General features: G+C 74.4%; 17 protein-coding genes. 9 read left to right on the top strand and 8 right to left on the bottom strand.

Going from position 1 to position 22,708, the window contains the following annotated elements; genetic code table 11:
• The 3 genes from iolD to iolC all read right to left on the bottom strand — a co-directional run.
• The coding region (gene iolD / locus SSBG_RS19765; protein ID WP_008747846.1) for a 3D-(3,5/4)-trihydroxycyclohexane-1,2-dione acylhydrolase (decyclizing) at positions 1-1,890 on the bottom strand (1,890 nt) is incomplete at its 3' end.
• The gene (gene iolB, locus SSBG_RS19760) at positions 1,887-2,855 is read right to left on the bottom strand and encodes a 5-deoxy-glucuronate isomerase (RefSeq protein WP_008747845.1); all 969 of its coding nucleotides are present in this window, start codon (positions 2,853-2,855) and stop codon (positions 1,887-1,889) included. The genes iolB and iolD, both read right to left, overlap by 4 nt.
• 183 nt (positions 2,856-3,038) lie before the next feature.
• Entirely contained in the window at positions 3,039-4,028 is a 990-nt protein-coding gene (gene iolC / locus SSBG_RS19755) for a 5-dehydro-2-deoxygluconokinase (RefSeq protein WP_050776801.1), read from the bottom strand.
• A gap of 128 nt (positions 4,029-4,156) precedes the next feature.
• On the opposite strand from iolC, the gene SSBG_RS19750 reads away from it, so the two are divergent.
• The 5 genes from SSBG_RS19750 to SSBG_RS19730 all read left to right on the top strand — a co-directional run bounded on the left by SSBG_RS19750 (position 4,157) and on the right by SSBG_RS19730 (position 10,172).
• On the top strand, positions 4,157-5,137 hold the full coding sequence (locus SSBG_RS19750; RefSeq protein ID WP_008747843.1) for a sugar phosphate isomerase/epimerase family protein: 981 nt from the start codon (positions 4,157-4,159) through the stop codon (positions 5,135-5,137).
• Positions 5,138-5,140: 3 nt separating this feature from the next.
• Positions 5,141-6,010 (top strand): helix-turn-helix domain-containing protein, encoded by an 870-nt coding sequence (locus tag SSBG_RS19745; protein ID WP_008747842.1) that lies wholly within the window; start codon positions 5,141-5,143, stop codon positions 6,008-6,010.
• 369 nt (positions 6,011-6,379) lie between these two features.
• Positions 6,380-7,321, top strand: a complete 942-nt coding sequence (locus SSBG_RS19740; protein WP_050776800.1) for a PrsW family intramembrane metalloprotease — start codon at positions 6,380-6,382, stop codon at positions 7,319-7,321.
• Positions 7,322-7,456: 135 nt separating this feature from the next.
• Positions 7,457-7,684: a heavy-metal-associated domain-containing protein gene (locus SSBG_RS19735; protein WP_037870196.1), complete on the top strand. Its 228-nt coding sequence runs from the start codon at positions 7,457-7,459 to the stop codon at positions 7,682-7,684.
• A gap of 130 nt (positions 7,685-7,814) precedes the next feature.
• Complete coding sequence (locus SSBG_RS19730; RefSeq protein WP_037870195.1) at positions 7,815-10,172, top strand: heavy metal translocating P-type ATPase; 2,358 nt, start codon at positions 7,815-7,817, stop codon at positions 10,170-10,172.
• Between the two features lie 601 nt (positions 10,173-10,773).
• Here the strand turns inward: SSBG_RS19730 and SSBG_RS19725 are convergent.
• Both SSBG_RS19725 and SSBG_RS19720 read right to left on the bottom strand, forming a co-directional pair.
• Positions 10,774-12,072 (bottom strand): citrate synthase, encoded by a 1,299-nt coding sequence (locus SSBG_RS19725; RefSeq protein WP_008747838.1) that lies wholly within the window; start codon positions 12,070-12,072, stop codon positions 10,774-10,776.
• 341 nt (positions 12,073-12,413) lie between these two features.
• On the bottom strand, positions 12,414-14,696 hold the full coding sequence (locus tag SSBG_RS19720) for an ATP-dependent RecD-like DNA helicase (RefSeq protein WP_050776799.1): 2,283 nt from the start codon (positions 14,694-14,696) through the stop codon (positions 12,414-12,416).
• Between the two features lie 145 nt (positions 14,697-14,841).
• Between SSBG_RS19720 and SSBG_RS19715 the strand changes: the two genes are divergently transcribed.
• Positions 14,842-15,303: a hypothetical protein gene (locus tag SSBG_RS19715; protein WP_037870193.1), complete on the top strand. Its 462-nt coding sequence runs from the start codon at positions 14,842-14,844 to the stop codon at positions 15,301-15,303.
• Positions 15,304-15,626: 323 nt separating this feature from the next.
• On the opposite strand, the gene SSBG_RS19710 is transcribed toward SSBG_RS19715, so the two are convergent.
• Genes SSBG_RS19710 through SSBG_RS19700 form a run of 3 tightly spaced genes read right to left on the bottom strand, consistent with a single transcriptional unit; the run spans position 15,627 to position 18,753 of the window.
• A complete protein-coding gene (locus SSBG_RS19710; protein WP_008747835.1) occupies positions 15,627-16,454 on the bottom strand; it encodes a sugar phosphate isomerase/epimerase family protein in 828 nt (275 codons plus the stop codon).
• Entirely contained in the window at positions 16,451-17,605 is a 1,155-nt protein-coding gene (locus SSBG_RS19705; protein ID WP_008747834.1) for a dihydrodipicolinate synthase family protein, read from the bottom strand. The genes SSBG_RS19710 and SSBG_RS19705 overlap by 4 nt, the downstream gene beginning before the upstream one ends.
• Positions 17,602-18,753 carry a Gfo/Idh/MocA family protein gene (locus SSBG_RS19700; RefSeq protein WP_008747833.1) on the bottom strand — a complete coding sequence of 384 codons (1,152 nt, stop codon included), beginning with the start codon at positions 18,751-18,753 and terminating at the stop codon, positions 17,602-17,604. Before SSBG_RS19700 ends, SSBG_RS19705 begins: the two co-directional genes overlap by 4 nt.
• 143 nt (positions 18,754-18,896) lie before the next feature.
• On the opposite strand from SSBG_RS19700, the gene SSBG_RS19695 reads away from it, so the two are divergent.
• The 3 genes from SSBG_RS19695 to SSBG_RS19685 all read left to right on the top strand — a co-directional run.
• Entirely contained in the window at positions 18,897-19,946 is a 1,050-nt protein-coding gene (locus SSBG_RS19695; RefSeq protein ID WP_008747832.1) for a LacI family DNA-binding transcriptional regulator, read from the top strand.
• Between the two features lie 198 nt (positions 19,947-20,144).
• Positions 20,145-20,945: a sugar phosphate isomerase/epimerase family protein gene (locus SSBG_RS19690; RefSeq protein WP_008747831.1), complete on the top strand. Its 801-nt coding sequence runs from the start codon at positions 20,145-20,147 to the stop codon at positions 20,943-20,945.
• A gap of 269 nt (positions 20,946-21,214) precedes the next feature.
• Positions 21,215-22,708 (top strand): glycoside hydrolase family 3 protein (locus SSBG_RS19685; protein WP_050776798.1); only part of this gene is annotated, 1,494 nt, incomplete at its 3' end.

The raw sequence follows: 22,708 nt of genomic DNA, 5'->3' as shown, positions 1-22,708 counted from the left end.
GGCACGTCCCACCACGCCTGCGCCGGGGGCGCGCCCGGCACCCGGCCGCTCGTCTCCGTCTCGACGTACACGCAGGTGGGACGGTCCGCCTCGCGCGCCTCGGCGAGCGCTTCGCGCACCTCGCGCACCGTACGGGCGCGCAGCACGCGCAGCCCGAGGCTCGCGGCGTTCGCGGCGAGGTCCACCGGGAGCGGGCGCGCCTGTGTAGGAGCCGTCCGCCGCGCGGTAGCGGTAGGCGGTCGCGAAGCCGTCCGCGCCGACCGCGCGGGAGAGGCCGCCGATCGACGCGTAGCCGTGGTTCTGGAGGATGACGAGGGTGAGCGGCAGGTTCTCCTGCACCGCCGTGACGAGTTCGCCGGGGAGCATGAGGTACGTGCCGTCGCCGACGAGCGCCCACACGGGCACCCCCGGCTGGGCGAGGCACACGCCGAGCGCGGCGGGGATCTCGTAGCCCATGCAGGAGTACCCGTACTCGACGTGGTACTGGAGCGGGCCGCGCGTGCGCCAGAGTTTGTGCAGGTCGCCGGGGAGCGAGCCGGCCGCGTTGATGATGACGTCCTCGTCGCCGACGACGGCTTGCAGCGCGCCGACGACGTGGGCCTGGTTGGGGCGTACGAGGTCGGCGACCCCGTCCTCGGGCTGGGTGTAGCCCTCGACGCGTTCCTCCCACAGCGCCTTGTCGAGCGTGTACTGCGCGATCTCCGCCTCGTCCGCGCGCCAGCCGCCGAGGCGTTCGGTGAGCGCTTCGAGTCCCGCGCGCGCGTCGGCGACGAGCGGGATGGCGCCCTGCTTGTGGCCGTCGAAGGAGGTGATGTTGAGGTTGACGAAGCGGACGCCGTCGCCGCCCGTGCGCGCGCCGCCCTCGAAGAGGGTCGCGGACGCGGTCGTGAAGTCGCTCCAGCGGGTGCCGACGCCGAGGACGAGGTCGGCGGCGCGGGCGAGTTCGTCGGCGGTCGCGGTGCCGGTGTGGCCGATGCCGCCGACGTCGGCGGGGTGGTCGTGGCGCAGCGCGCCCTTGCCGGCCTGGGTGGAGGCCACGGGGATGCCGGTCGCGTCGGCGAGGGCGCGCAGCGCGCCCTCGGCCGCGCTGTAGCGGACGCCGCCGCCCGCGACGAGCAGCGGGCGGCGCGCCGCGCGGATCGCGGCCACGGCCTCGTCCAGCGCGGCGGGGTCCGGCGGTGGCCTGCGGATGTGCCACGTGCGCTCGGCGAGGAACTCCTCGGGCCAGTCGTACGCCTCCGCCTGCACGTCCTGCGGCAGCGCGAGCGTCACCGCGCCCGTCTCGGCGGGGTCGGTGAGGACGCGCAGCGCCTCCAGGGCTGCCGGGATCAGGGCCTCGGGGCGGTGGACGCGGGCGAAGTAGCGGGAGACGGGTCTGAGCGCGTCGTTGACGGTGATGTCGGCCGAGACGGGGTGTTCGAGCTGCTGGAGCACCGGGTCGGCCGGGTGCGTCGCGAAGTAGTCGCCCGGGAGGAGGAGGACGGGCAGCCGGTTGACGGTCGCGAGCGCGGCGCCGGTGACGAGGTTGGTCGCGCCCGGGCCGATGGACGTCGTGACGGCGTGCGTCGCGAGGCGCCTGCGGTGGCGCGCGAAGCCGCTCGCGGCGTGCACCATCGCCTGCTCGTTGCGGCCCTGGTGGAACGGCATCGCGTAGGGACCGTCCACCGCGCCGTACTCGACGACGGCCTGCCCGAACCCGGCCACGTTCCCGTGCCCGAAGATCCCCCACAGGCCCTGCACGAAGCGCTGCCGCTCGCCGTCCCGTTCGGTGAACTGACGGCTGAGGAAGACGAGGAGGGCCTGCGCGACGGTGAGGCGTCGGGTCTTCTGGGGCGGTTGCGGGGGGAGCGGGGCTCCGGACGCGGGTGTGCGTCCCTGCTCGTCGCTCATGCGCGCTCCTCGGCCGAGGTCAGGGGCAGGCGGGGGTCCTGCGCGAGCCCGGCCCAGGTGTCCCGGACGCCTTCGTGCGCCGGATGGTCGGTGATCAGCCACTCGCGCGCGGGGCCCGGGCCCGCCATGACGTTGAGGTAGTAGAGGTGCCGCTCGGGGGGTGCGACCGAGGGGCCGTGCCAGCCGTCGGGGATGAGGACCGCGTCCCCCGTACGCACCTCGGCGAAGACGTCGGTGCCGCCCGCGCGCGAGGGGCTGACGCGCTGGAGGCCGTAGGCGTCGCCGGGCCCGTGCGGGTCCGGGAGTTCGAAGTAGTAGATCTCCTCCAGCGCGCTCTCGCGCCCGGGGACGGCCTCGTCGTGCTTGTGCGGCGGGTAGGAGGACCAGTTGCCGGCCGGGGTCAGGACCTCCACGACCATGAGCCGGTCGCAGTCGAACCCCCCGGCCTGGGCGAGGTTGTTGACCTGCCGTCCGGCGCGTCCGGCCCCGCGCAGCTCGACGGGGACCTCCGGCGCGGGGCCGTAGCGGGCGGGGAGTCTGCGCCCGCAGGTCGCTCCTGCCAAAGCGAAACGGCCTCCCGCGCCGGAGGAGATCTCGGCGCGCGCGTCCCTCGGGAGGTACGCGAAGTCACTCACCGCGCCGAAGACGGAGGACCGCCCGCGCAAGGCGAACTCCTCCCCGTCCACGCGCACCGTACCGCCGCCCGCGAGCGGGACGACCAGCCACTCGGACGCCCCGGTCACCAGCACGTGCCGCGCGCCGGGCGGCAGCGCGAGCACGCGGAGCGCCGTGTGCCGCAGGAGCGGGGTGCGGGCGGGCGAGACGTCGAGGACGAACGGGGGAGTGACGGCCGTGCCCGCGCGGACGTGGGGGGAGGTCAGGAGGGGGCGTGGCGGGGGCGCGGGTACGCGCGCTTCTCCGCCGGAACGCCGGGGTGCCCCCGTACGGCTGTCACTGCCATCCATCGCGTTCGCTCCCTCTCACCGCCGCGTCGGCCGCCCCGCTGCTCCCACTCTGCGCCCCCGCCCCGTCGCGCGCATCGGTGAGCGGTGCGCCGGGGTGTCCCCGTGCACGAAGCGTCACCCGGTACGCCCCGCCTGGGCCGCGCCCTCACGCCTCGCCCTCTTCCCGTGCCCTCCCCCGCGCGCTCACCCCGCCGCCGCGAGGGCCGCCCTCACCTCGTGCGGGAAGGGCATCGCCGTCGAGCACTCCAGGCGGCCCGCGACGATCGCGCCCGCCGCGTTCGCGAAGCGGATCGTCTCGGCCAGGGGGCGGCCCGCGAGGAGCCCTTCGCACAGCGCCCCGCCGAAGGCGTCGCCCGCGCCGAGCCCGTTGACGACCTCGACGGGGAGCGGCGGGACCTCCACGACGGTGCCGTCCCGGTGCGCGGCGAGCACGCCGTCCGGGCCCTGCTTCACGACGGCGAGCGTGACGCCCGCTTCGAGGAGCGCGTCGGCGCACGCGCGCGGTGTCCTCGCGCCCGTCGCGACCTCGCACTCCGTCAGGTTCCCGACCGCGACGCTCGCGTGCCGCAGCGCCCGCGCGTAGGCGGGGCGGGCCTCGGCGCGGCTCTCCCAGAACACCGGCCGCCAGTCGAGGTCGAAGACGGTGAGCGCGCCGGGCGCGGCCGCGTGCCGGGCGGCGAGCGCCCCGAGGGTCGCCGTGCGGCTCGGCTCGGCGCACAGCCCCGTACCCGTCGTCCAGAAGACCCGCGCGCGGCGGATCGCCTCCTCGTCCAGCTCGCCCTCGCGGATCTCCAGGTCGGGTGCCTTGGGACGGCGGTAGAACAGGAGCGGGAAGTCGTCGGGCGGGTGCAGTTCGCAGAAGGTGACGGGGGTGAGGAGCCCGGGGACCTCGCGGACGTACGCGGTCCCGACGCCGAGGGCGCGCAGTTCGTCCCGTACGAAGGTGCCGAAGGGGTCCGCGCCGGTGCGGGTGATGACGGCCGACCGCAGCCCGAGGCGGGCCGCCGCGACGGCCACGTTGGTCGCCGAGCCGCCGAGGAACTTCCCGAAGCGCTCGACGCGCGCGAGCGGCATGCCGGATTCGAGCGGGTAGAGATCGACGCCGGTGCGGCCGATGGTGAGGACGTCGAGGGGCTCGGGCGGGGGCTCGTGCGGGTGCTGTCCTGCGGCCATGCGCGCCTCCGGGCGGTACGGGATCTCAGCCTGAAAGCCCGTCCGACCTGTGTCAACCGGGCCTTCCCTGCTCTCCTGGCCGGTCACCGCCGGTTGACACCCTGTCCGGGCCTCCTGATCGTGGAGTGATGTCCCAGGTCCCGCAGCCCCCGGTCCCGCAGCCCCCCGTCGCGCCGTCCTCGGCGTCGGCGCCGTCCGCGCGGCCCCCGGTCTCCCCGCTCTCCCGCATCCGGGTCGGTTCCGCGCCCGATTCCTGGGGGGTGTGGTTCCCCGAGGATCCGCTCCAGGTGCCCTGGCGGCGCTTTCTGGACGAGGTGGCGCGGGCGGGGTACGAGTGGATCGAGCTGGGCCCGTACGGGTACCTGCCGACCGATCCGCGCCGGCTCGCCGAGGAGACCGCGCGGCGCGGGCTCAAGGTCTCGGCGGGCACCGTCTTCACCGGGCTGCACCGGGGGCCCGCCGTGTGGGAGGACACCTGGCGGCAGGTCGAGCGCGTCGCCGGGCTCGCGCGGGCCACGGGGGCGGGGCACCTCGTGGTGATCCCGGCGTTCTGGCGCGACGACAAGACGGGCGAGGTCCTGGAGGACCGCGAGCTGACGGCGGCGCAGTGGCACGACCTCGCGCGGCAGACGGAACGGCTCGCGCACGAGGTGCGGGAACGGTACGGGCTGCGCGTCGTCGTCCACCCGCACGCGGACACCCATGTGGCGGGCGAGGCGGACGTCGCGCGGTTCCTCGACGCGACCGATCCCGATCTCGTCTCGCTGTGCCTGGACACCGGGCACTACGCGTACTGCGGCGGCGACAGCGTCGCGCTCATCCAGACGTACGGGGACCGCGTCGGCTACCTGCACCTCAAGCAGGTCGACCCGGCCGTGCTCGCCGGGGTGCGCGCGGAGGACCTGCCCTTCGGGCCCGCCGTCGCGCGCGGCGTCATGTGCGAACCGCCCACCGGGATTCCGGCGCTCGAACCGGTGCTCACCGCCGCGCAGGGCCTCGGCGTGGACCTCTTCGCGATCGTCGAACAGGACATGTACCCGTGCCCGCCGGAGCGCCCGCTCCCCGTCGCCGCGCGCACGCGGTCCTTCCTGCGCTCCTGCGGGGCCTGAGCGGTGCGGGGCGGCGCGGCGGCGCTCCCGCACCCCCGTCTGCGGCCGGGTGTCCTGCGCTACCACGGCTACCGGCTCACCGTCTCGCGCCCGCGCCTGGAGGTGCCGGTCGGCGCGGTGACGCTGGTGCTCGGCTTCGGGGCGCCGGTACGGGTCACCGCGCCCGGGCAGGAGGCGACGACGCTCGTCTCGCTGATCGGCGGACTCACGACGCTGCCCGCCGTGGGCGAGCACCTGGGTGTGGGCGCGGGGGTCGAGGTGCTGGTCGCGCCGTGGACGGCGTTCCGGCTGCTCGGCGTCGAACAGCACGCGCTGGCGCGGCGCTGCACCGACCCGGGCGCGCTGCCCGGCGGGGAGCGCTGGCACCGGCTCGCCGAGGCGCTGGCGGAGCTGCCGGACTGGCCGGCGCGGTTCGCGCTGCTCGACCGGACGCTCCCGGCCTGGCTGGACGCGGGCCCCGCCTGGTCCCCGCGCGTCGAGTACGCCTGGCGGCTCCTGGAGCGGAGCGGCGGGCGGGTACCGGTACGGCGGCTCGCGGCCGAGGTGGGGTGGAGCGAGCGGCAGACGCAGAGCCGCTTCCGCGAGCAGATCGGGCTCACGCCGAAGGCGGCGGCGCGGGTCGTCCGGCTCCAGCGGGCGGTGCGGCTGCTGACCTCGGGGCTGGGCCAGGCGGAGACGGCGGCGCTGTGCGGCTTCTACGACCAGGCCCACCTGAGCGGTGAGTTCCGCGCGATGACGGACCGGACCCCGGGGGCCTTCACGGCGGCGCGAGCGGCGCTGACGGCGAACGGCGCGGCAGGCGCGGCGTACGGGCCGGACGGGGAGCACGTACGGGACCGGCTCGGCGGAGCGGTGACGAGTCTGCTGCTGTGACGGGTCCGCCGCTGTGAGGTGACGGGGCGGACGTCCGCCGTCGTGCGGTGACGGGTCCGCCGCCGTGCGGTGGAGGCGCTTTCGGGAGGCGCCTTCGGGAGGCGCGGAGTCGCGGCCGGAGCGTGGTGCGGGTTTTTCCAAGACCGCCCCCGGCCTGGCATGACAGCGTCGTGCCCCGCGAGCGATCCGCTCCCCGTCGGGGGAAGACCGGGGAGGATCACGCAGGGCCCGGACCGCTGGGGGGTGGTCCGGGCCCCGTCATGCGCGGCCCCCGTCACGCGGCGCGGCGCGGCGTCCGCTTCGTGGGCGTCGGGGCGGTTTTAAGGTGAACGGCCGCATTCCCCCCGCACCCCGCCCGGAGCCCGCACCGTGTCCACCCCGTCCGCCCCGCCCCCGCCGCGTCCCGCGCCCGAGGGGGCGGAGGGTCCCGAGACGGGCATCCGGCCGGGGCTGTGGCGGCACTGGCTGTGGATCGGGGCCGTGCTGTGGGCGCTGACGGCCGGGGTCACGTACCTGACGAAGAACACGACGCTGCTGCCGACCCTGATCCTGCTCGGCAGCTTCCTCATCCCCGTGACCTTCGCGCTGTGGGCGTACGAGCGGCACGGGGCGGGCCTGGGGCTGCACCCGTTGCTGAGCTGTTTCGTCTCGGGCGGGGTGCTGGGCGTGCTCGGCTCCTCGCTCGCGGAGTACTTCCTGCTGCACCCCTCCGTACGGGTGTACGCGGGGGTCGGTCTCATCGAGGAGGCCGTGAAGCTGCTCCTGCTCGCGTGGCTCGTGCGCGGCTCGCACCGGCTGTACGGGGCGCGGGCGGGCGCGGTGCTCGGCGGTGCCGTGGGCTTCGGCTTCGCCGCGTTCGAGACCTCGGGGTACGCGTTCAACGCCGCGCTCTCCTTCGACGGCATCGACCTGCGCGCACTCCTCCAGACGGAGATCCTGCGGGCCGTGCTCGCCCCCTTCGGGCACGGCCTGTGGACGGCGCTCGCGGGCGCCGTGCTGCTCGCGCACCGGGGCCCCGACGGGCGGTACCGGCTGAGCCTCGCCGTACCGGTCGCCTATCTCGGGGTCTCGGCGCTGCACGCGCTGTGGGACTCGACGCACGGGATCGCGCTGTGGCTCACGGAGCGGGTGACGGGGCGGCCGGTGCGGAGCTCGGAGCCGACGCGCGACTTCCTCGTGGGTGCCACGAGCGCGCAACGCCACTACTACACGCTCTTCACCGTCCTGGGACTCGGCCTGATCACGGCCCTCGCGCTCGCCTGGGGGCGGGCGATGGCGCGGCGCGACCCCTCTTGGAATCATACCCCCTAGGGGTATACAGTGGTCATCCTGCCGGGAGTCCCCCAGGACCCTCCCGTCACGGTACGCCCGCCGTACCGCGCACCCCAGCCGCCCCCGCGCCCGGGAACGCACCCCGGGCGCGCGGCCCACGAAGAGGAGAACGCCATGGCGACCGACACAGCCGTCACCACCACGTACAAGGTCAGCGGCATGTCCTGCGGCCACTGCGAGGGCGCGGTGAGCGCCGAGCTGACCGAGCTCGCGGAGGTCACCGAGGTCCGCGCCTCGGCGGCGAACGGCGAGGTCACCGTCGTCTCGACGGCCCCGCTGGACGAGGCGGCGGTCCGCGCGGCCGTGGACGAGGCGGGCTACGAGCTGACCGGCACCGTCTGAGCCGGCGGCACCCGGCGCGGGGCGGGCGGCCCCGCCCGGCGTCCCGTCCCACCCCGCGCGGCACCCCTACCGCACGTGACGCCACCGCATACCCCTACCCCGTACCCGTACGACCGACGGAGGCCCCGACATGAGCACGCCGCTCCAGGACACCCGGGAGGCGGGCATAGCGACCGGCCCCGGGTCCGCGCCCGGGCCCGCCACCCCTCCCGGCGCGGACGCCGCCGCGCTCGCCGAGGTCGAGCTGGCCGTCGGCGGGATGACGTGCGCCGCCTGCGCGGCCCGGATCGAGAAGAAGCTCAACCGGATGGAGGGCGTCTCGGCCTCCGTCAACTACGCGACCGAGAAGGCGAAGGTCAGCTACCCCGAAGGGGTGGGCGTGGACGACCTCGTCGCGACGGTCGTGCGGACGGGGTACACGGCGGAACCGGTCCCCTCCCCCGATCCCGTCCCCGCGCCGGAGGCCGGACCTGGCCCGGAGCCGGCCGCCGGGGCCGAGCCGGGGGCGGAGACCCCCGCCGACTCCCGTCTCGTCGGCCTCCGGCAGCGCCTCCTGGTCTCGGCCGTCCTCGCGCTGCCCGTCGTCCTGCTCGCGATGATCCCGCCGCTCCAGTTCGACAACTGGCAGTGGCTGTCGCTGACGCTGGCCGCGCCGGTCGTCGTCTGGGGCGGCTGGCCCTTCCACCGCGCGACGTGGGCGAATCTGCGGCACGGCGCGGCGACGATGGACACCCTCGTCTCGATCGGCACGCTGGCCGCCTTCGGCTGGTCCCTGTGGGCGCTCTTCCTCGGCGACGCCGGGATGCCGCACATGCGGCACGGCTTCGACCTGACGGTGGACCCGGACCAGAGCACGTCCACGATCTACCTGGAGGTGGCCGCCGGGGTCATCGGCTTCCTGCTCCTCGGGCGGTACCTGGAGGCGCGCTCCAAGCGCAGCGCGGGGGCGGCCCTGCGGGCGCTGCTCGAACTGGGCGCGAAGGACGTGGGCGTCCTGCGCGAGGGCCGCGAGGTGCGGGTACCGGTGGGCTCCCTGCGCGTCGGGGACCGCTTCGTCGTGCGGCCCGGCGAGAAGGTCGCGACGGACGGCACGGTGAGTGAGGGGACCTCGGCGCTGGACGCCTCGATGCTGACGGGCGAGTCGGTGCCCGTGGACATCGGCCCGGGCGACGCCGTCACCGGGGCGACGGTCAACGTCTCGGGGCGGCTCGTCGTCGAGGCGACGCGCGTCGGCGCGGACACCCGGCTCGCGCACATGGCGCGGCTCGTGGAGGACGCGCAGAACGGCAAGGCCCGGGTCCAGCGGCTCGCGGACCGGGTCTCGGGCGTCTTCGTGCCCGTCGTGCTCGTCATCGCGCTCGGGACACTGGTCGGCTGGCTGCTCGCGACGGACGACATGACGGCCGCGTTCACGGCGGCCGTGGCGGTCCTGATCATCGCCTGCCCGTGCGCGCTCGGCCTCGCGACCCCGACGGCCCTCCTGGTCGGCACGGGCCGGGGGGCTCAGCTCGGCATCCTCATCAAGGGCCCCGAGGTCCTGGAGTCGACGCGGCGCGTGGACACCGTCGTGCTCGACAAGACGGGCACGGTCACGACGGGCCGCATGACGCTGCGCACGGTCGCCGCCGCCGACGGGACGGACGAGAAGGACGTCCTGCGGCTCGCGGGCGCGGTCGAGCACGCCTCGGAGCACCCGGTGGCCCGCGCGCTCACCGAGGGCGCCGAGGAGCGCCTGGGGACGCCGCTCCCGGCCGTGACCGCCTTCGCGAACGAGGCGGGGCTCGGCGTGCGCGGCACGGTGGAGGGCCGGGAGGTACGCGTCGGGCGCGGCGCGCTGCTCGGCGGGCTCCCGGTGCCGGCGGAGCTGGCGCGCGCGAAGGAGGCGGCCGAGACGGACGGCGCGACGGCGGTGCTCGTCGCGTGGGACGGGCGCGTGCGGGGACTGCTCGCTGTGGCCGACGCCGTGAAGGAGTCGAGCGCCCAGGCGGTGCGGGAGCTGTGCGGCCTGGGCCTGCGGCCCGTACTGCTCACGGGGGACAACCGGGCGGTCGCGGAGGCCGTGGCGCGCGAGGTCGGTATCGAGGAGGTCGTCGCCGGGGTCCTGCCGCAGGACAAGGCGGCCGAGGTGCGACGGCTCCAGGAGAGCGGGCGCACGGTCGCGATGGTCGGCGACGGGGTCAACGACGCGGCGGCGCTCGCGACGGCCGATCTCGGGCTCGCGATGGGCACCGGGACGGACGCGGCCATCGAGGCGGGGGACCTGACGCTCGTGCGCGGCGACCTGCGGGTGGCCGGTGACGCGATCCGGCTCTCGCGGCGCACGCTCGCGATCATCAGGGGCAATCTCTTCTGGGCGTTCGGCTACAACGTCGCGGCGATCCCGCTCGCCGCCGCCGGGCTCCTCAACCCGATGATCGCGGGCGCGGCGATGGCGTTCTCCTCAGTGTTCGTCGTCTCCAACAGTCTTCGCCTCAGGACCTTCACATAGCCCCCGCAAGCCCCTTACGCTGAGCCCGGACACTCCGTCCGGGCTCAGCGCGGTTCAGGACGCGCAGGTCAGGACGTTGTGATGCGGATCACATCCTTTCATGGGTAACCATGTGCCTGGTTCGGAGGTCTCACACCATGCCGGAAGACGTCTTGGGGGGCGTCGGACGGCAGCCGGGAACGTCTTGGGGGATGTTCCCGAAAGCGCAGGCCGGGACGACGTGCGGCCGGGGAGTCTGAGCGGCCCTCCCGCACGTACGCGTCCCGGTTGACCGCGGCACCACCTGAACGCCCGGCCGGATCCCGTGGGGGGAATCCGATCCCGGGGCACAGGAAGGCGCCCTGACCGTTGGCCCGTGGGGGGACTGACGGCAGGGCGCCTTTCGCTTGGCGCGGGCGGCTGGAGGTGGGTGCGCCTGGCCGCGCGGGCTTTCGCGCTTCGCGCGGTGTCCTCAATCGCCGGACGGGCTAGATTCTTGCGCTGAGCGCCCCGGCTCGGTTTTTGTGCTGAGCGGGCTTTTTGTGCTGAGGTCCCGGGGCTTCTGCGACGCCGAAGGGCCCCTTCACTCTGGACGGGGCCCTTCGGTGTGCGTGGGGGAGGGTCAGCGGCCCTCGACCGGGACGAAGTCGCGGTTCACGTAGCCGGTGTAGATCTGGCGCGGGCGGCCGATGCGGCTTCCGGGCTCCTTGATCATCTCGGTCCACTGGGCGATCCAGCCCGGGAGCCGGCCGAGCGCGAACAGGACGGTGAACATCTCCGTGGGGAAGCCCATCGCCCGGTAGATCAGGCCGGTGTAGAAGTCCACGTTGGGGTAGAGCTTCCGCTCGACGAAGTAGTCGTCGGCGAGCGCGTGCTCTTCGAGCTTGAGCGCGATGTCGAGCAGTTCGTCGCTCTTGCCGAGCGCCGAGAGGACGTCGTGCGCCGCCGCCTTGATGATCTTCGCCCGGGGGTCGAAGTTCTTGTAGACGCGGTGCCCGAAGCCCATGAGCTTCACGCCGTCTTCCTTGTTCTTCACCTTGCGGATGAAGGTGTCGACGTCGGAGCCGTCCGCCTGGATGCCTTCCAGCATCTCCAGGACGCTCTGGTTGGCGCCGCCGTGCAGCGGGCCCCACAGCGCGTTGATGCCCGCCGAGATCGAGGCGAACATGTTGGCCTGCGAGGAGCCGACGAGGCGGACCGTCGAGGTCGAACAGTTCTGCTCGTGGTCGGCGTGCAGGATGAGCAGCTTGTCGAGCGCCGAGACGACGACCGGGTCCAGCTCGTAGTCCTGCGCGGGGACCGAGAAGGTCATGCGCAGGAAGTTCTCGACGTAGCCGAGGTCGTTGCGCGGGTAGACGAAGGGCTGGCCCACGGACTTCTTGTACGCGTAGGCGGCGATCGTCGGGAGCTTGGCGAGAAGGCGGATCGTGGAGAGGTTCCGCTGCTCCTCGTCGAACGGGTTGTGGCTGTCCTGGTAGAAGGTGGACAGCGCGCTGACGACCGAGGACAGCATGGCCATCGGGTGGGCGTCGCGCGGGAAGCCGTCGAAGAACCGCTTGACGTCCTCGTGCAGCAGAGTGTGCTGCGTCACGTCGTTCTTGAAGACCGAGAGCTCGTCGACCTTGGGCAGCTCACCGTTGATGAGGAGGTACGCGACCTCCAGGAAGCTGCTGCTCTCGGCCAGCTGCTCGATGGGGTAGCCGCGGTAGCGGAGAATCCCCTGCTCGCCGTCGAGGTAGGTGACGGCGGACTTGTACGCGGCGGTGTTGCCGTACCCGCTGTCCAGGGTCACCAGACCGGTCTGGGCGCGCAGCTTCCCGATGTCGAAGCCGTTGTCGCCGACGGTGCTGTCGACCACCGGGTAGGTGTACTCGTCGTCGCCGTACCGAAGTACTACCGCGTTGTCGCGTTTCTCGCTCACGTCATCCCTCACCGACGTAGTGCCTCTTCTTCGAGGTGCCCTGACTGTGACTAGCTTCCCCCATTTGGACGAGGAAAGTGCACTCGGGGCCGACCATTGGCCCTATTGGCGGCACTCAGTGCCGTCGAGCAGCCTTGCCATCCTGCCGCCTCGCCCCCGGTTCCGGAAGAGCGGGGTGACGTTTCCCACCGTTTTGATCGATCATTTTTCCCCACGTCATCCGCCGGGAACACACCGGGGGTACCGGCGGGTACGAGACGTGCCCGGACGACGGCGGCGGGTGAGGACCCGGCGGGTCCCGGGGGTACGTGCGGCGGGCGGGGGCCTGGTCCGTAAAAAATTCACCGGGGCGCGGGAGACACCGGATATCCGGCGGTCGCGGCGGGAGCGCGCAGGCGGCCGGCGAGGCCCGTGTGGCGGCGGCCGGCCGAGACCGTGCGGACCGCCTGGCCGAGGGCGCGGCGGGAGCCGACGAGGACCACGAGACGTTTCGCGCGCGTGACGGCCGTATACAGCAGGTTGCGTTGCAGCATCGTCCACGCGCTCGTCGTGAGGGGGACGACGACGGCCGGGTACTCGCTGCCCTGCGAGCGGTGGATCGTCATCGCGTACGCGTGCGCCAGTTCGTCCAGTTCGTCGAACTCGTACGTGACCTCCTCGTCCTCGTCCGTGCGGACCGTCAGCCGCTGCTCGACGCTGTCGAGCCCCGTCACGACGCCGACCGTGCCGTTGAAGACGCCGTTCTCGCCCTTCTCGTAGTTGTTGCGGATCTGCGTGACCTTGTCGCCCACCCGGAAGACCCGGCCGCCGAAGCGCTTCTCCTCCGTGCGCGGTCCCGGCGGCGTCAGCGCCTGCTGGAGCAGCGCGTTGAGCGTGCCCGCCCCCGCCGGGCCCCGGTGCATCGGCGCGAGGACCTGCACGTCGGTACGGGGATCGAGGCCGAAGCGCGCGGGGATGCGGCGCGCCACGACGTCCACCGTCAGCCGCCCCGCCGCCTCCGTGTCCTCCTCCACGAAGAGGAAGAAGTCCTTCTGGCCCTGCGTGAGCGGCTGCTGACCCTCGTTGATGCGGTGCGCGTTCATCACCACACCCGACTCCTGCGCCTGCCGGAAGATCCGCGTCAGCCGGACGGCGGGGACGGGGCCGCCCTCGCTCAGCAGGTCCCGCAGTACCTCCCCCGCGCCCACCGAGGGAAGCTGGTCCACGTCCCCCACGAGCAGCAGGTGCGCGCCCGGGGCGACCGCCTTGACCAGCTTGTTCGCGAGCAGCAGGTCGAGCATCGACGCCTCGTCCACGACGACGAGGTCCGCGTCGAGCGGCCGGTCCCTGTCGTAGGCCGCGTCCCCGCCCGGCTTGAGCTCCAGCAGCCGGTGCACGGTGGAAGCCTCGGCGCCCGTCAGCTCGGCGAGCCGCTTCGCCGCGCGCCCCGTCGGCGCGGCGAGCACCACCTTCGCGCGCCGCGCGCGGGCCAGTTCGACCACCGAGCGCACGGTGAAGGACTTCCCGCAGCCCGGCCCGCCGGTGAGGACCGCGACCTTGCGGGTCAGCGCGAGCCGCACGGCGGCCTCCTGCTCGGGGGCGAGTTCCGCGCCCGTACGCCGCCGCAGCCACCCCAGCGCGGACGCCCAGTCCACGTCCTGGAAGCCCGCGAGCCGGTCCTCCCCGGCGCCGAGCAGCCGCCGGACCTGACCCGCGAGGGAGAGTTCGGCCCGGTGGAAGGGGACGAGGTACACACCGGTCACCGGCTGCCCGTCCGGGTCCGTCAGCCGCTCGCGCACGACGCCCTCGGGGTCCTCCGCCAGCTCCCCCAGGCACTCGATCACGAGCCCCGTGTCGACGCCGAGCAGCTTCACCGCGTCGCTGATGAGGCGTTCCTCGGGCAGGTAGCAGTGCCCCTGGTCGGTCGCCTGCGAAAGGGCGTACTGGAGGCCCGCCTTGACGCGCTCCGGGCTGTCCTCGGGGATGCCGACCGCGCGGGCGACGCGGTCGGCCGTGAGGAAGCCGATGCCCCAGACGTCGGCGGCGAGCCGGTACGGCTCCGCCTTCACGACCTCGACCGAGTCGTCCCCGTACTTCTTGTAGATGCGCACGGCGATCGACGTGGACACCTCCACGCTCTGGAGGAAGACCATGACCTCCTTGATCGCCTTCTGTTCCTCCCAGGCGGCGGTGATCTTCGCGACGCGTTTGGGGCCGAGCCCCGGCACCTCGATGAGCCGCTTGGGCTCGCGCTCGATGACGTCGAGCGTGTCCGTGCCGAAGTGCCGGGTGATCCGGTCGGCGAAGACGGGCCCGATGCCCTTGACGAGGCCCGAGCCGAGGTAGCGCCTGATGCCCTGGATGGTGGCCGGCAGGACGGTCGTGTAGTTCTCGACCACGAACTGCTTGCCGTGCTTCGGGTGCGAGCCCCAGCGCCCCCGCATCCGCAGTGCCTCCCCCGGCTGCGCCCCGAGCAAGGCCCCGACGACCGTGAGCAGTTCGCCGCCGCCGCGGCCCGTGTCCACGCGAGCCACGGTGAAGCCGTTCTCCTCGCTCGCGAAGGTGACGCGTTCCAGGGTCGCTTCGAGGACGGCGAGCGGGAAGGCCGCGGCGCGGGCCGGGTCGGCGGGGGTGCTGGAGGCCATGCGGGGACGGTATCGCCGGGCGGGGGCGCGACGCACGGCGGGGCGGCGGGACGGCGGGGCGGTCGGCATTCACCGGCCGTTCCCGGGCAGGCTAGCGGCTGCGGACGGCAGTTCCGCGCGAGGAGTCGGTCCGAGGGAGCGCACGATGCTGGAGATCAAGCCGGAGAGCGCCTTCGGACGCGACTACGAGGTACGGGTGGACGGGATGGCCGTCGGCACCTGGTCCTCGCGCGTCTGGAAGTCGGGCGGGCAGATCGACGTGGCCGGGGAGACCTTCGCGTTCCGGTCCGGCAGCTGGGGGCGCTCCTTCGAGATGCTCGCGGGCAGCACGGTACGCGCCGAGGCGCACCGCTCCGGCGGGCCCTGGACGATCACCGCCGACGGCGGCCCGTACGAGCTGAAACGCCCGTCGTTCCTGCGCGGCAAGCGGCAACTCGTCGCGGACGGAAGGGTGCTGGGCGAGTTCCGCAGCAGCGGATTCCGCGGCGGCGTGACCGCCGACCTCGGGGACGTACCCCTGCCCGTCCAGGTCTTCGCCGGCCTGGTCGTCCTCACCCTCCAGCGCCGCCAGCGAACCGCCGTGGCGGCATCCTCCTCCAGCGGCTGAGCGGGAGCGGGGGCGGAGGAGGCGGAGCGCGGGCGGCCTCGTCTCCAGCACACCCGCCGCGCACACCCGATACGCACACCCGCCGCGTGCCCCGGGAAGAACCGGAAGGGGCCCGACGCCTGAGCGGCCGGGCCCTTCCGGTCTTGCCCCCGTCGCGCAGGGTTCCCCCCTCGGGAATTTCCCCCGGGTTTCCCCCCCATCCCTGGCGACACCACGTATGACCCGGCTGGGGGGGTGGAGGGTTGTACGGGCGGAGGAAGTTCTTCCGGAGTCCGCGGACGGGGCCGCGCGGGCCGTGTCGCGTGGTCGTCCGCGCCCTGTTCTCACACGTACCGCGCGAACCGTTCCGCCGTCGTCGCGAGGAGCTTCCTGCCGTCCCCCGCCCACAGTTCGTCGTTGAAGAGCTCGACCTCGATCGGGCCCGTGTACCCGTTCGCGTCGGCGCGCTCGCGCCACCACGCCAGGTCGATCGCGCCGTCGCCGAGCTGTCCCCGGCCGTTGAGGACCCCGGCCGGGAGCGGGGTGATCCAGTCGGCGAGCTGGAAGGTCGCGATGCGGCCCCCCGCGCCCGCGCGGTCGAGCGCCGCCGGAGCCTGGTCGTCCCACCAGATGTGGTACGTGTCGACGCACACGCCGACCTGTTCGGCGGGGAAGCGTTCGGCGAGGTCGAGCGCCTGCGTGAGCGTCGAGACGACGCAGCGGTCGGAGGCGAACATCGGGTGCAGCGGCTCGATCGCGAGCCGGACGCCCGCCTCGCCCGCGTACGGGGCGAGTTCGGCGAGCGCGTCGGCCACCCTCTCCCGCGCGGCACCCAGCTCGCCCCGGCCGTCCGGGAGCCCGCCGGAGACGAGGACCAGGACCCCGGTCCCGAGCGCCGCCGCCTCGTCCACCGCCCGGCGGTTGTCGTCCAGCGCGGCCCGCCGCGCGGCCGGTTCGTCCGCCGTGAGGAAGCCGCCCCGGCAGAGCGTCGTGACCGTGAGGCCCGCGTCCCGCACGAGCGCGGCGCTCGCCTCCAGGCCGTACGCCCGCACGGGCTCGCGCCACAGGCCGACGTTGCGCACGCCCAGTTCCGCGCAGGCGTCGGCCAGTTCGGGGAGCGAGAGCTGCTTGACGGTCTGCTGGTTGATGCTGAACCGCGCGTGCGCTGTCACCGGGGCACTCCGTACACGTCGAGGAGCGCGCGCATCCGCCGCGCGGCACGCTCCGGGTCGGGGAACAGGCCGAGTCCGTCGGCGAGTTCGTAGGCGCGGGCGAGGTGCGGCAGGGGGCGCGAGGACTGGTGGCCCCCCACCATCGCGAAGTGCTCCTGATGGCCCGCGAGCCAGGCGAGGAACACGACGCCCGTCTTGTAGAAGCGCGTCGGCTTCCGGAAGAGGTGCCGGGACAGCTCCACTGTCGGGTCCAGGACTTCGCGGAAGCCCTTCGCGTCGCCCGTGTCCAGGACCCGGACCGCGCGCGAGGCGAGCGGGGCGAGGGGGTCGAAGATGCCCAGCAGGGCGTGACTGAACCCCTCTTCGTCGCCCGCGATGAGCTCCGGGTAGTGGAAGTCGTCGCCCGTGTAGCAGCGGACCCCGGCCGGGAGGCGGCGGCGCACGGCGATCTCACGGCCCGCGTCCAGCAGCGAGATCTTGATGCCGTCCACCTTGTCCGGGTGGGCGGCGATGACCTGGAGGAACGTCTCCGTCGCCGCGTCCAGGTCCGCCGAGCCCCAGTAGCCGGTGAGCGCCGGGTCGAACATGGGGCCGAGCCAGTGCAGGATCACCGGCTCGCGGGCCTGGCGCAGCAGGTGCCCGTAGAGCGTCAGGTAGTCCTCGGGGCCGCGCGCCGCCGCCGCGAGCGCCCGGGAGGCCATGAGGATGGCCTGCGCCCCGGCGTCCTCGACGAGCGCGAGCTGCTCCTCGTACGCCGCGCGGATCTCCTCCAGCGTGCCCGAGACGAGCTGGTCGGTGCCCGCCCCGGCGGCGATCCGGCCGCCGACCGCGCGCGCCTCGGCGGCCGAACGGCGGATCAGCTCGGCCGCGTTGGGCCAGTCCAGGCCCATGCCGCGCTGTGCCGTGTCCATCGCCTCGGCGACGCCGAGGCCCTGCTGCCACAGGTGGCGGCGGAAGGCGAGCGTCGCGTCCCAGTCGACGGCCGCGGGATCGTCGGCGCTCACGTCCGCGTACGGGTCGGCGACGACGTGTGCGGCCGAGAAGACCGTACGGGAGGTGAGCGGGCCGCCCGCGCGCACGCCCGGCGCGGGCGCGGGCCTCGGCTCGTACGGGTGCAGGGAGCCGTCCGGGGAGGGGAGTCGGAGCGTCACAGCGTGATCTCCGGTACGTCGACGCGGCGGCCCTCGGCCGAGGACTTGAGGCCCAGCTCCGCGAGCTGGACGCCGCGCGCGCCGGCGAGAAGGTCCCACTGGTAGGGGGCGTCGGCGTAGACGTGGCGCAGGAACAGCTCCCACTGCGCCTTGAAGCCGTTGTCGAACTCGCCGTTGTCCGGGACCTCCTGCCACTGCTCGCGGAAGACCTCCGTGGCGGGCAGGTCCGGGTTCCACACCGGCTTCGGCGTCGCGGAGCGGTGCTGGGCGCGGCACTCGCGCAGTCCGGCGACGGCCGAGCCCTCGGTCCCGTCCACCTGGAACTCGACGAGTTCGTCGCGGTTGACGCGCACCGCCCAGGAGGAGTTGATCTGCGCGACGGCGCCGCCTTCGAGCTGGAAGATGCCGTACGCGGCGTCGTCGGCCGTCGCCTCGTAGGGCTTGCCGTGCTCGTCCCAGCGCTCGGGCAGGTGGGTCGCGGTGAGCGCCTGGACGCTGCGGACGCGGCCGAACAGCTCGTGGAGCACGTACTCCCAGTGCGGGAACATGTCGGTGACGATGCCGCCGCCGTCCTCCGTGCGGTAGTTCCAGCTCGGGCGCTGCGCCTCCTGCCAGTCGCCCTCGAAGACCCAGTAACCGAACTCGCCGCGCACCGACAGGATGCGGCCGAAGAAGCCGCCGTCGATGAGGCGCTTGAGCTTGAGCAGGCCCGGCAGGAAGAGCTTGTCCTGCACGACGCCGTGCTTGATGCCGGCGGCCTCGGCGCGGCGGGCGAGGTCGAGCGCGCCGTCGAGCCCGGTCGCCGTGGGCTTCTCGGTGTAGATGTGCTTGCCCGCCGCGATGGCCTTCTTGAGCGCCTCCTCGCGTGCCGAGGTGACCTGCGCGTCGAAGTAGATGTCGATCGCGGGGTCGGCGAGCACCGCGTCGAGGTCGGTGGACCAGCGTGCGATGCCGTGCCGCTCGGCGAGGGCGCGCAGGGCGTGCTCGCGGCGGCCGACGAGGACGGGTTCGGGCCACAGGACCGTCCCGTCGCCGAGGTCGAGCCCGCCCTGCTCGCGCAGGGCGAGGATCGAGCGGACGAGGTGCTGGCGGTGGCCCATCCGCCCCGTCACACCGTTCATGGCGATGTGCACCGTCTTGCGTTCCACGGGGGGTCCCTTCTCGCGGCCGGTCGGCGAACGCGCTTGGTAAGCGCTTTCTGCGGAGGGAGACGCTAGCCTCTGCGCAACGGGGACGACAAGACCCCCGCCTGCTGGATTCACTGCTGGCTCGATCGGTCCCGGAGGACGAGATGACCGTGACGCTCTCGGATGTGGCTTCCCGCGCGGGGGTGTCCCCCGCGACCGTCTCCCGGGTGCTCAACGGCAACTACCCGGTCGCCGAGGGCACCAGGGAACGCGTGCTGCGGGCCGTGGACGAGCTGGACTACGTGCTCAACGGGCCCGCCAGCTCACTGGCCGCCGCGACCTCGGACCTCGTCGGCGTGCTCGTCAACGACATCGCCGACCCCTTCTTCGGCATCATCGCGAGCGCCGTGCAGTCGCAGATCGGGGGCCCGGGCGGGCGCGCGGGCGGGGAACGGCTCGCGGTGGTGTGCGGGACGGGCGGCGCCCCCGAGCGCGAACTCACCTACCTGACGCTGCTCCAGCGCCAGCGCGCCGCCGCCGTCGTGCTCACCGGGGGCGCGGTCGAGGACCCGGCGCACAGCGCGGCCGTGGCCGCCAAGCTGCGCAGGCTCGGCGCCGCCGGGACGCGCGTCATCCTCCTGGGACGCCCCCCGCTGCCCGACGCCGGTCCGGACGTGACCGCGCTGACCTTCGACAACCGCGCCGGGGCACGGGAGCTGACCGCGCACCTCCTCGCGCTCGGGCACCGCCGCATCGGCTGCGTCGCGGGCCCGCCCGAGCGCACGACGACCCGGCACCGTCTCGAAGGGCACCGGGCCGCGCTCGCGGAGGCGGGCGTGGCGGACCTGCCGGGCGCCACCGCGCACGGGGCGTACGACCGGGCCTCGGGCTACCGCGCGGTGGGCGAACTCCTGGAGCGCGTACCGGGCCTGACGGCGATCGTCGCGGCGAACGACACCGTGGCGCTCGGCGCCTGCGCGGCACTGCGCGAACGGGGGCTGCGGGTCCCCGAGGACGTGTCCGTCACCGGTTTCGACGACCTGCCGTTCAGCGCGGACGCGCTCCCGGACCTGACGACCGTACGGCTGCCGCTCCAGGAGGTCGGGGCCCGGGCCGGGCGGATCGCGACGGGCCGGGACGCGACACCCGGCGGTGACGAGGTGCTGGTGCCCGGGGAACTGGTGGTACGGGGCTCGACGGGGCCCGCGAGGTAGCGGCCGGAGCGGTGGCGTGCCCCGGGGACGTCCCCGCGCGGGGTCCCGCTCGCGGCGGCGGGCCCGCGCCCCGCGCGCCGGAGTCCCCGCGCGCCCGAGTCCCGGCGCGCCAGCGGGAATACGCGCGCCGCCTGCGGTCAGGCTGTGCGACAGACGGCCCGCCGGGGCCACGACAGATGCGACGAAGGAGCACAAAGCATGAAACTGGCGTTCTCCACCCTCGGTGTCCCCGGACTGCCCCTGCCGGAGGTCGCGCGCCTCGCCGCCGCGCACGGCTACCACGGGGTGGAGCTGCGCGCCCACCCCGAGGAACCGCTCGCCCTCAGCAGCACGGCCGCCGAACGCGCCGCCGCGCGCGAGGCGTTCGCCGCCGAGGGGATCGAGGTGGCCGGCGTCGCCGGGTACGTGAAGGTCGCCGAGCCCGGCGAGGACGAGCCGCGCGTGGCCGAGACGCGCGCCCTGGTGGAACTCGCCCGCGACCTCGGCGCGGGTTACGTCCGCGTCTTCCCCGGCGGGGGCACCGAGCAGAGCGCGGCCGAGGCCGACGCGACGGCCGAGCGGCGGCTCGGGCTCGCCGCCGAGCACGCGGCGGGGCTCGGCGTACGCATCCTCCTGGAGACCCACGACTCGCACCGCACGGGCGCGGCGGCGACCCGCGTCCTCGGCACGGTCGGGCACAAGTCGACGGGCGCGCTGTGGGACGTCATGCACACGTGGCTCGGCGGCGAGCAGCCCGAGGAGTCGTATCTCGCGCTCGCCCCGTACCTCGGGTACGTGCAGGTCAAGGACATCGCCTCGCGCGAGGACACGACGCCGCTGCCGCTCGGCGCCGGGGTGCTGCCGCTCGGCGAGGTCGTGGACGTGCTGACGCGCGAGGGCTGGGACGGCTGGCTGTGCTGGGAGTACGAGAAGCGGTGGTACGCGGACGCCGCCGACCTCGCCCCGCTGCTCGGCCCCGGCGCGGAGTACCTGCGGAGGCTGCTGAACGAGGCGGCCTGAGGGAGGGGCGCCGGAACCGGGGGCCGCGGGAACCGGGGGGCGCCGGGGGGAGGGGCACCGGCACGGGGCGTGCGCCCGCCCGGCCGCCCCCGCCGGGAGCCCCCCTCGGGGTGCGTCGCCTCCTCCAACCGGCCCCACCCCCGCACGGCGCCTTGCTCCCTTCCCCCGCCGCTCGCTATGCCCGACGGAGCACGGCGCTCTTCGGATCATCGGACGGGCGCCCCGAGGACCGCCCGCTCCGGGCCGGTCCCGAGGACGGGAGTGGCGGTATGGCGCAGGAGACGAGGAGCGGGGGACGGCCCCGGCGGCGGACGGTGCTCGCCGCCGGGGTGTTCGGGACGGCGGCGGGGGCGCTCGGGACCCGTACGGCGCAGGCGGCGCGGCCGGGGGACGCGGGTGCCGCCGCGCGGTCCTTCCCGCCCGACCCGCGCGCCGACCGGCGCCTCCTCGCCCGTATGACGCCCGAGGAGAAGGTCGGCCAGCTCTTCGTCATGCGCTTCCACGGGGACTCGGCGACCGCCCCCTCCGACGCCGACGCGAAGGCGAACCGCGAGGACATCGGGGTCGCGACGGCCGCCGCGATGATCGCCCGGTACCACCTCGGGGGCGTCCTGTACTTCGGCTGGACGGGCAACATCCGCTCGCCCCGGCAGGTCGCCGCGCTCTCCAACGAGGTCCAGCGCGCGGGGCTCGCGCTGCGCGTCCCCGTACCGCTGCTCGTCTCGATCGACCAGGAGCACGGCGCCGTCCAGCGGATCGGGCCGCCCGCGACCCAGCTCCCCGGCGCGATGGCGCTCGGCGCCGCCGCGCTCGGCGCGGGCGGTACGTCCTCGGGGGCGCGCGAGGCCGCCGCGCTCGCGGGCCGCGAACTGGCCGCGCTCGGCGTACGGCAGGACTGGGCACCCGACGCGGACGTCAACGTCAACCCCGCGAACCCGGTCATCGGCGTACGCTCCTTCGGCGCGGACCCGGAGGCGGTCGCGCGCCTCGTCGCGGCGCAGGTGCGCGGCTACCAGGAGGACGCCGGGATCTCCGCCGCCGTCAAGCACTTCCCCGGCCACGGCGACACCGCGACCGACTCGCACGTGGGCTTCCCGACGATCTCGCACTCGCGCGAGCAGTGGGACACCCTCGACGCGCCCCCCTTCCGTGCCGCGCTCGCGGCCGGCGCGGACGTCGTGATGACGGGTCACCTCGCCTTCCCGGCGCTCGATGCGAGCGGCGACCCGGCCACGCTCTCGCACCCGGTCGTCACCGGCGTCCTGCGCGGCGAACTCGGCTACGACGGCGTCGTGACGACCGACTCGCTGCGCATGGAGGGCGTACGGACCAAGTACGGCGACGACCGCGTTCCCGTGCTCGCGCTCCGCGCGGGCGTCGATCTCCTGCTCGACCCGCCCGACCTCGGCCTAGCGCACCGCTCGGTGCTCGCCGCGCTGCGCTCCGGCGAGCTGACCGAGGAGCGGATCGACGCCTCGGTGCTGCGCGTCCTCGCGCTCAAGCGGCGGCGCGGCCTGTTCGCGCAGCCGTACGTGGACGAGGGAGCCGTCGGGGACCGGGTCGGCACCCCCGCGCACCGCGCCCTCGCCGACCGGCTCGCCGAGCGCGGCACGACCCTCGTCGTCAACGACGGCACGCTGCCGCTGCGCCCCGACGGGGGGCGGCTGCTGGTCCTCGGCGTGGACCCGGCCTCGGCCTCGGGCAGCGACGGGCCCGCCACGCGCGTCCTCGCGCGCGCCCTTGAGGCCGAGGGCTTCCGCGTC

It is taken from the genome of Streptomyces sp. SPB074 (assembly GCF_000154905.1).
Taxonomy (GTDB): Bacteria; Actinomycetota; Actinomycetes; order Streptomycetales; family Streptomycetaceae; genus Streptomyces.
The sequence above is the reverse complement of the archived record's forward strand: the minus strand, read 5'-3'. Positions and strand labels throughout refer to the sequence as shown.

Coding starts and splice junctions, on each gene's coding strand:
- iolB (WP_008747845.1), bottom strand. CDS start 2,855: ATGGATGGCAGTGACAGCCGTACGGGGGCACCCCGGCGTTCCGGCGGA.
- iolC (WP_050776801.1), bottom strand. CDS start 4,028: ATGGCCGCAGGACAGCACCCGCACGAGCCCCCGCCCGAGCCCCTCGAC.
- SSBG_RS19750 (WP_008747843.1), top strand. CDS start 4,157: ATGTCCCAGGTCCCGCAGCCCCCGGTCCCGCAGCCCCCCGTCGCGCCG.
- SSBG_RS19735 (WP_037870196.1), top strand. CDS start 7,457: ATGGCGACCGACACAGCCGTCACCACCACGTACAAGGTCAGCGGCATG.
- SSBG_RS19730 (WP_037870195.1), top strand. CDS start 7,815: ATGAGCACGCCGCTCCAGGACACCCGGGAGGCGGGCATAGCGACCGGC.
- SSBG_RS19720 (WP_050776799.1), bottom strand. CDS start 14,696: ATGGCCTCCAGCACCCCCGCCGACCCGGCCCGCGCCGCGGCCTTCCCG.
- SSBG_RS19715 (WP_037870193.1), top strand. CDS start 14,842: ATGCTGGAGATCAAGCCGGAGAGCGCCTTCGGACGCGACTACGAGGTA.
- SSBG_RS19695 (WP_008747832.1), top strand. CDS start 18,897: ATGACCGTGACGCTCTCGGATGTGGCTTCCCGCGCGGGGGTGTCCCCC.
- SSBG_RS19690 (WP_008747831.1), top strand. CDS start 20,145: ATGAAACTGGCGTTCTCCACCCTCGGTGTCCCCGGACTGCCCCTGCCG.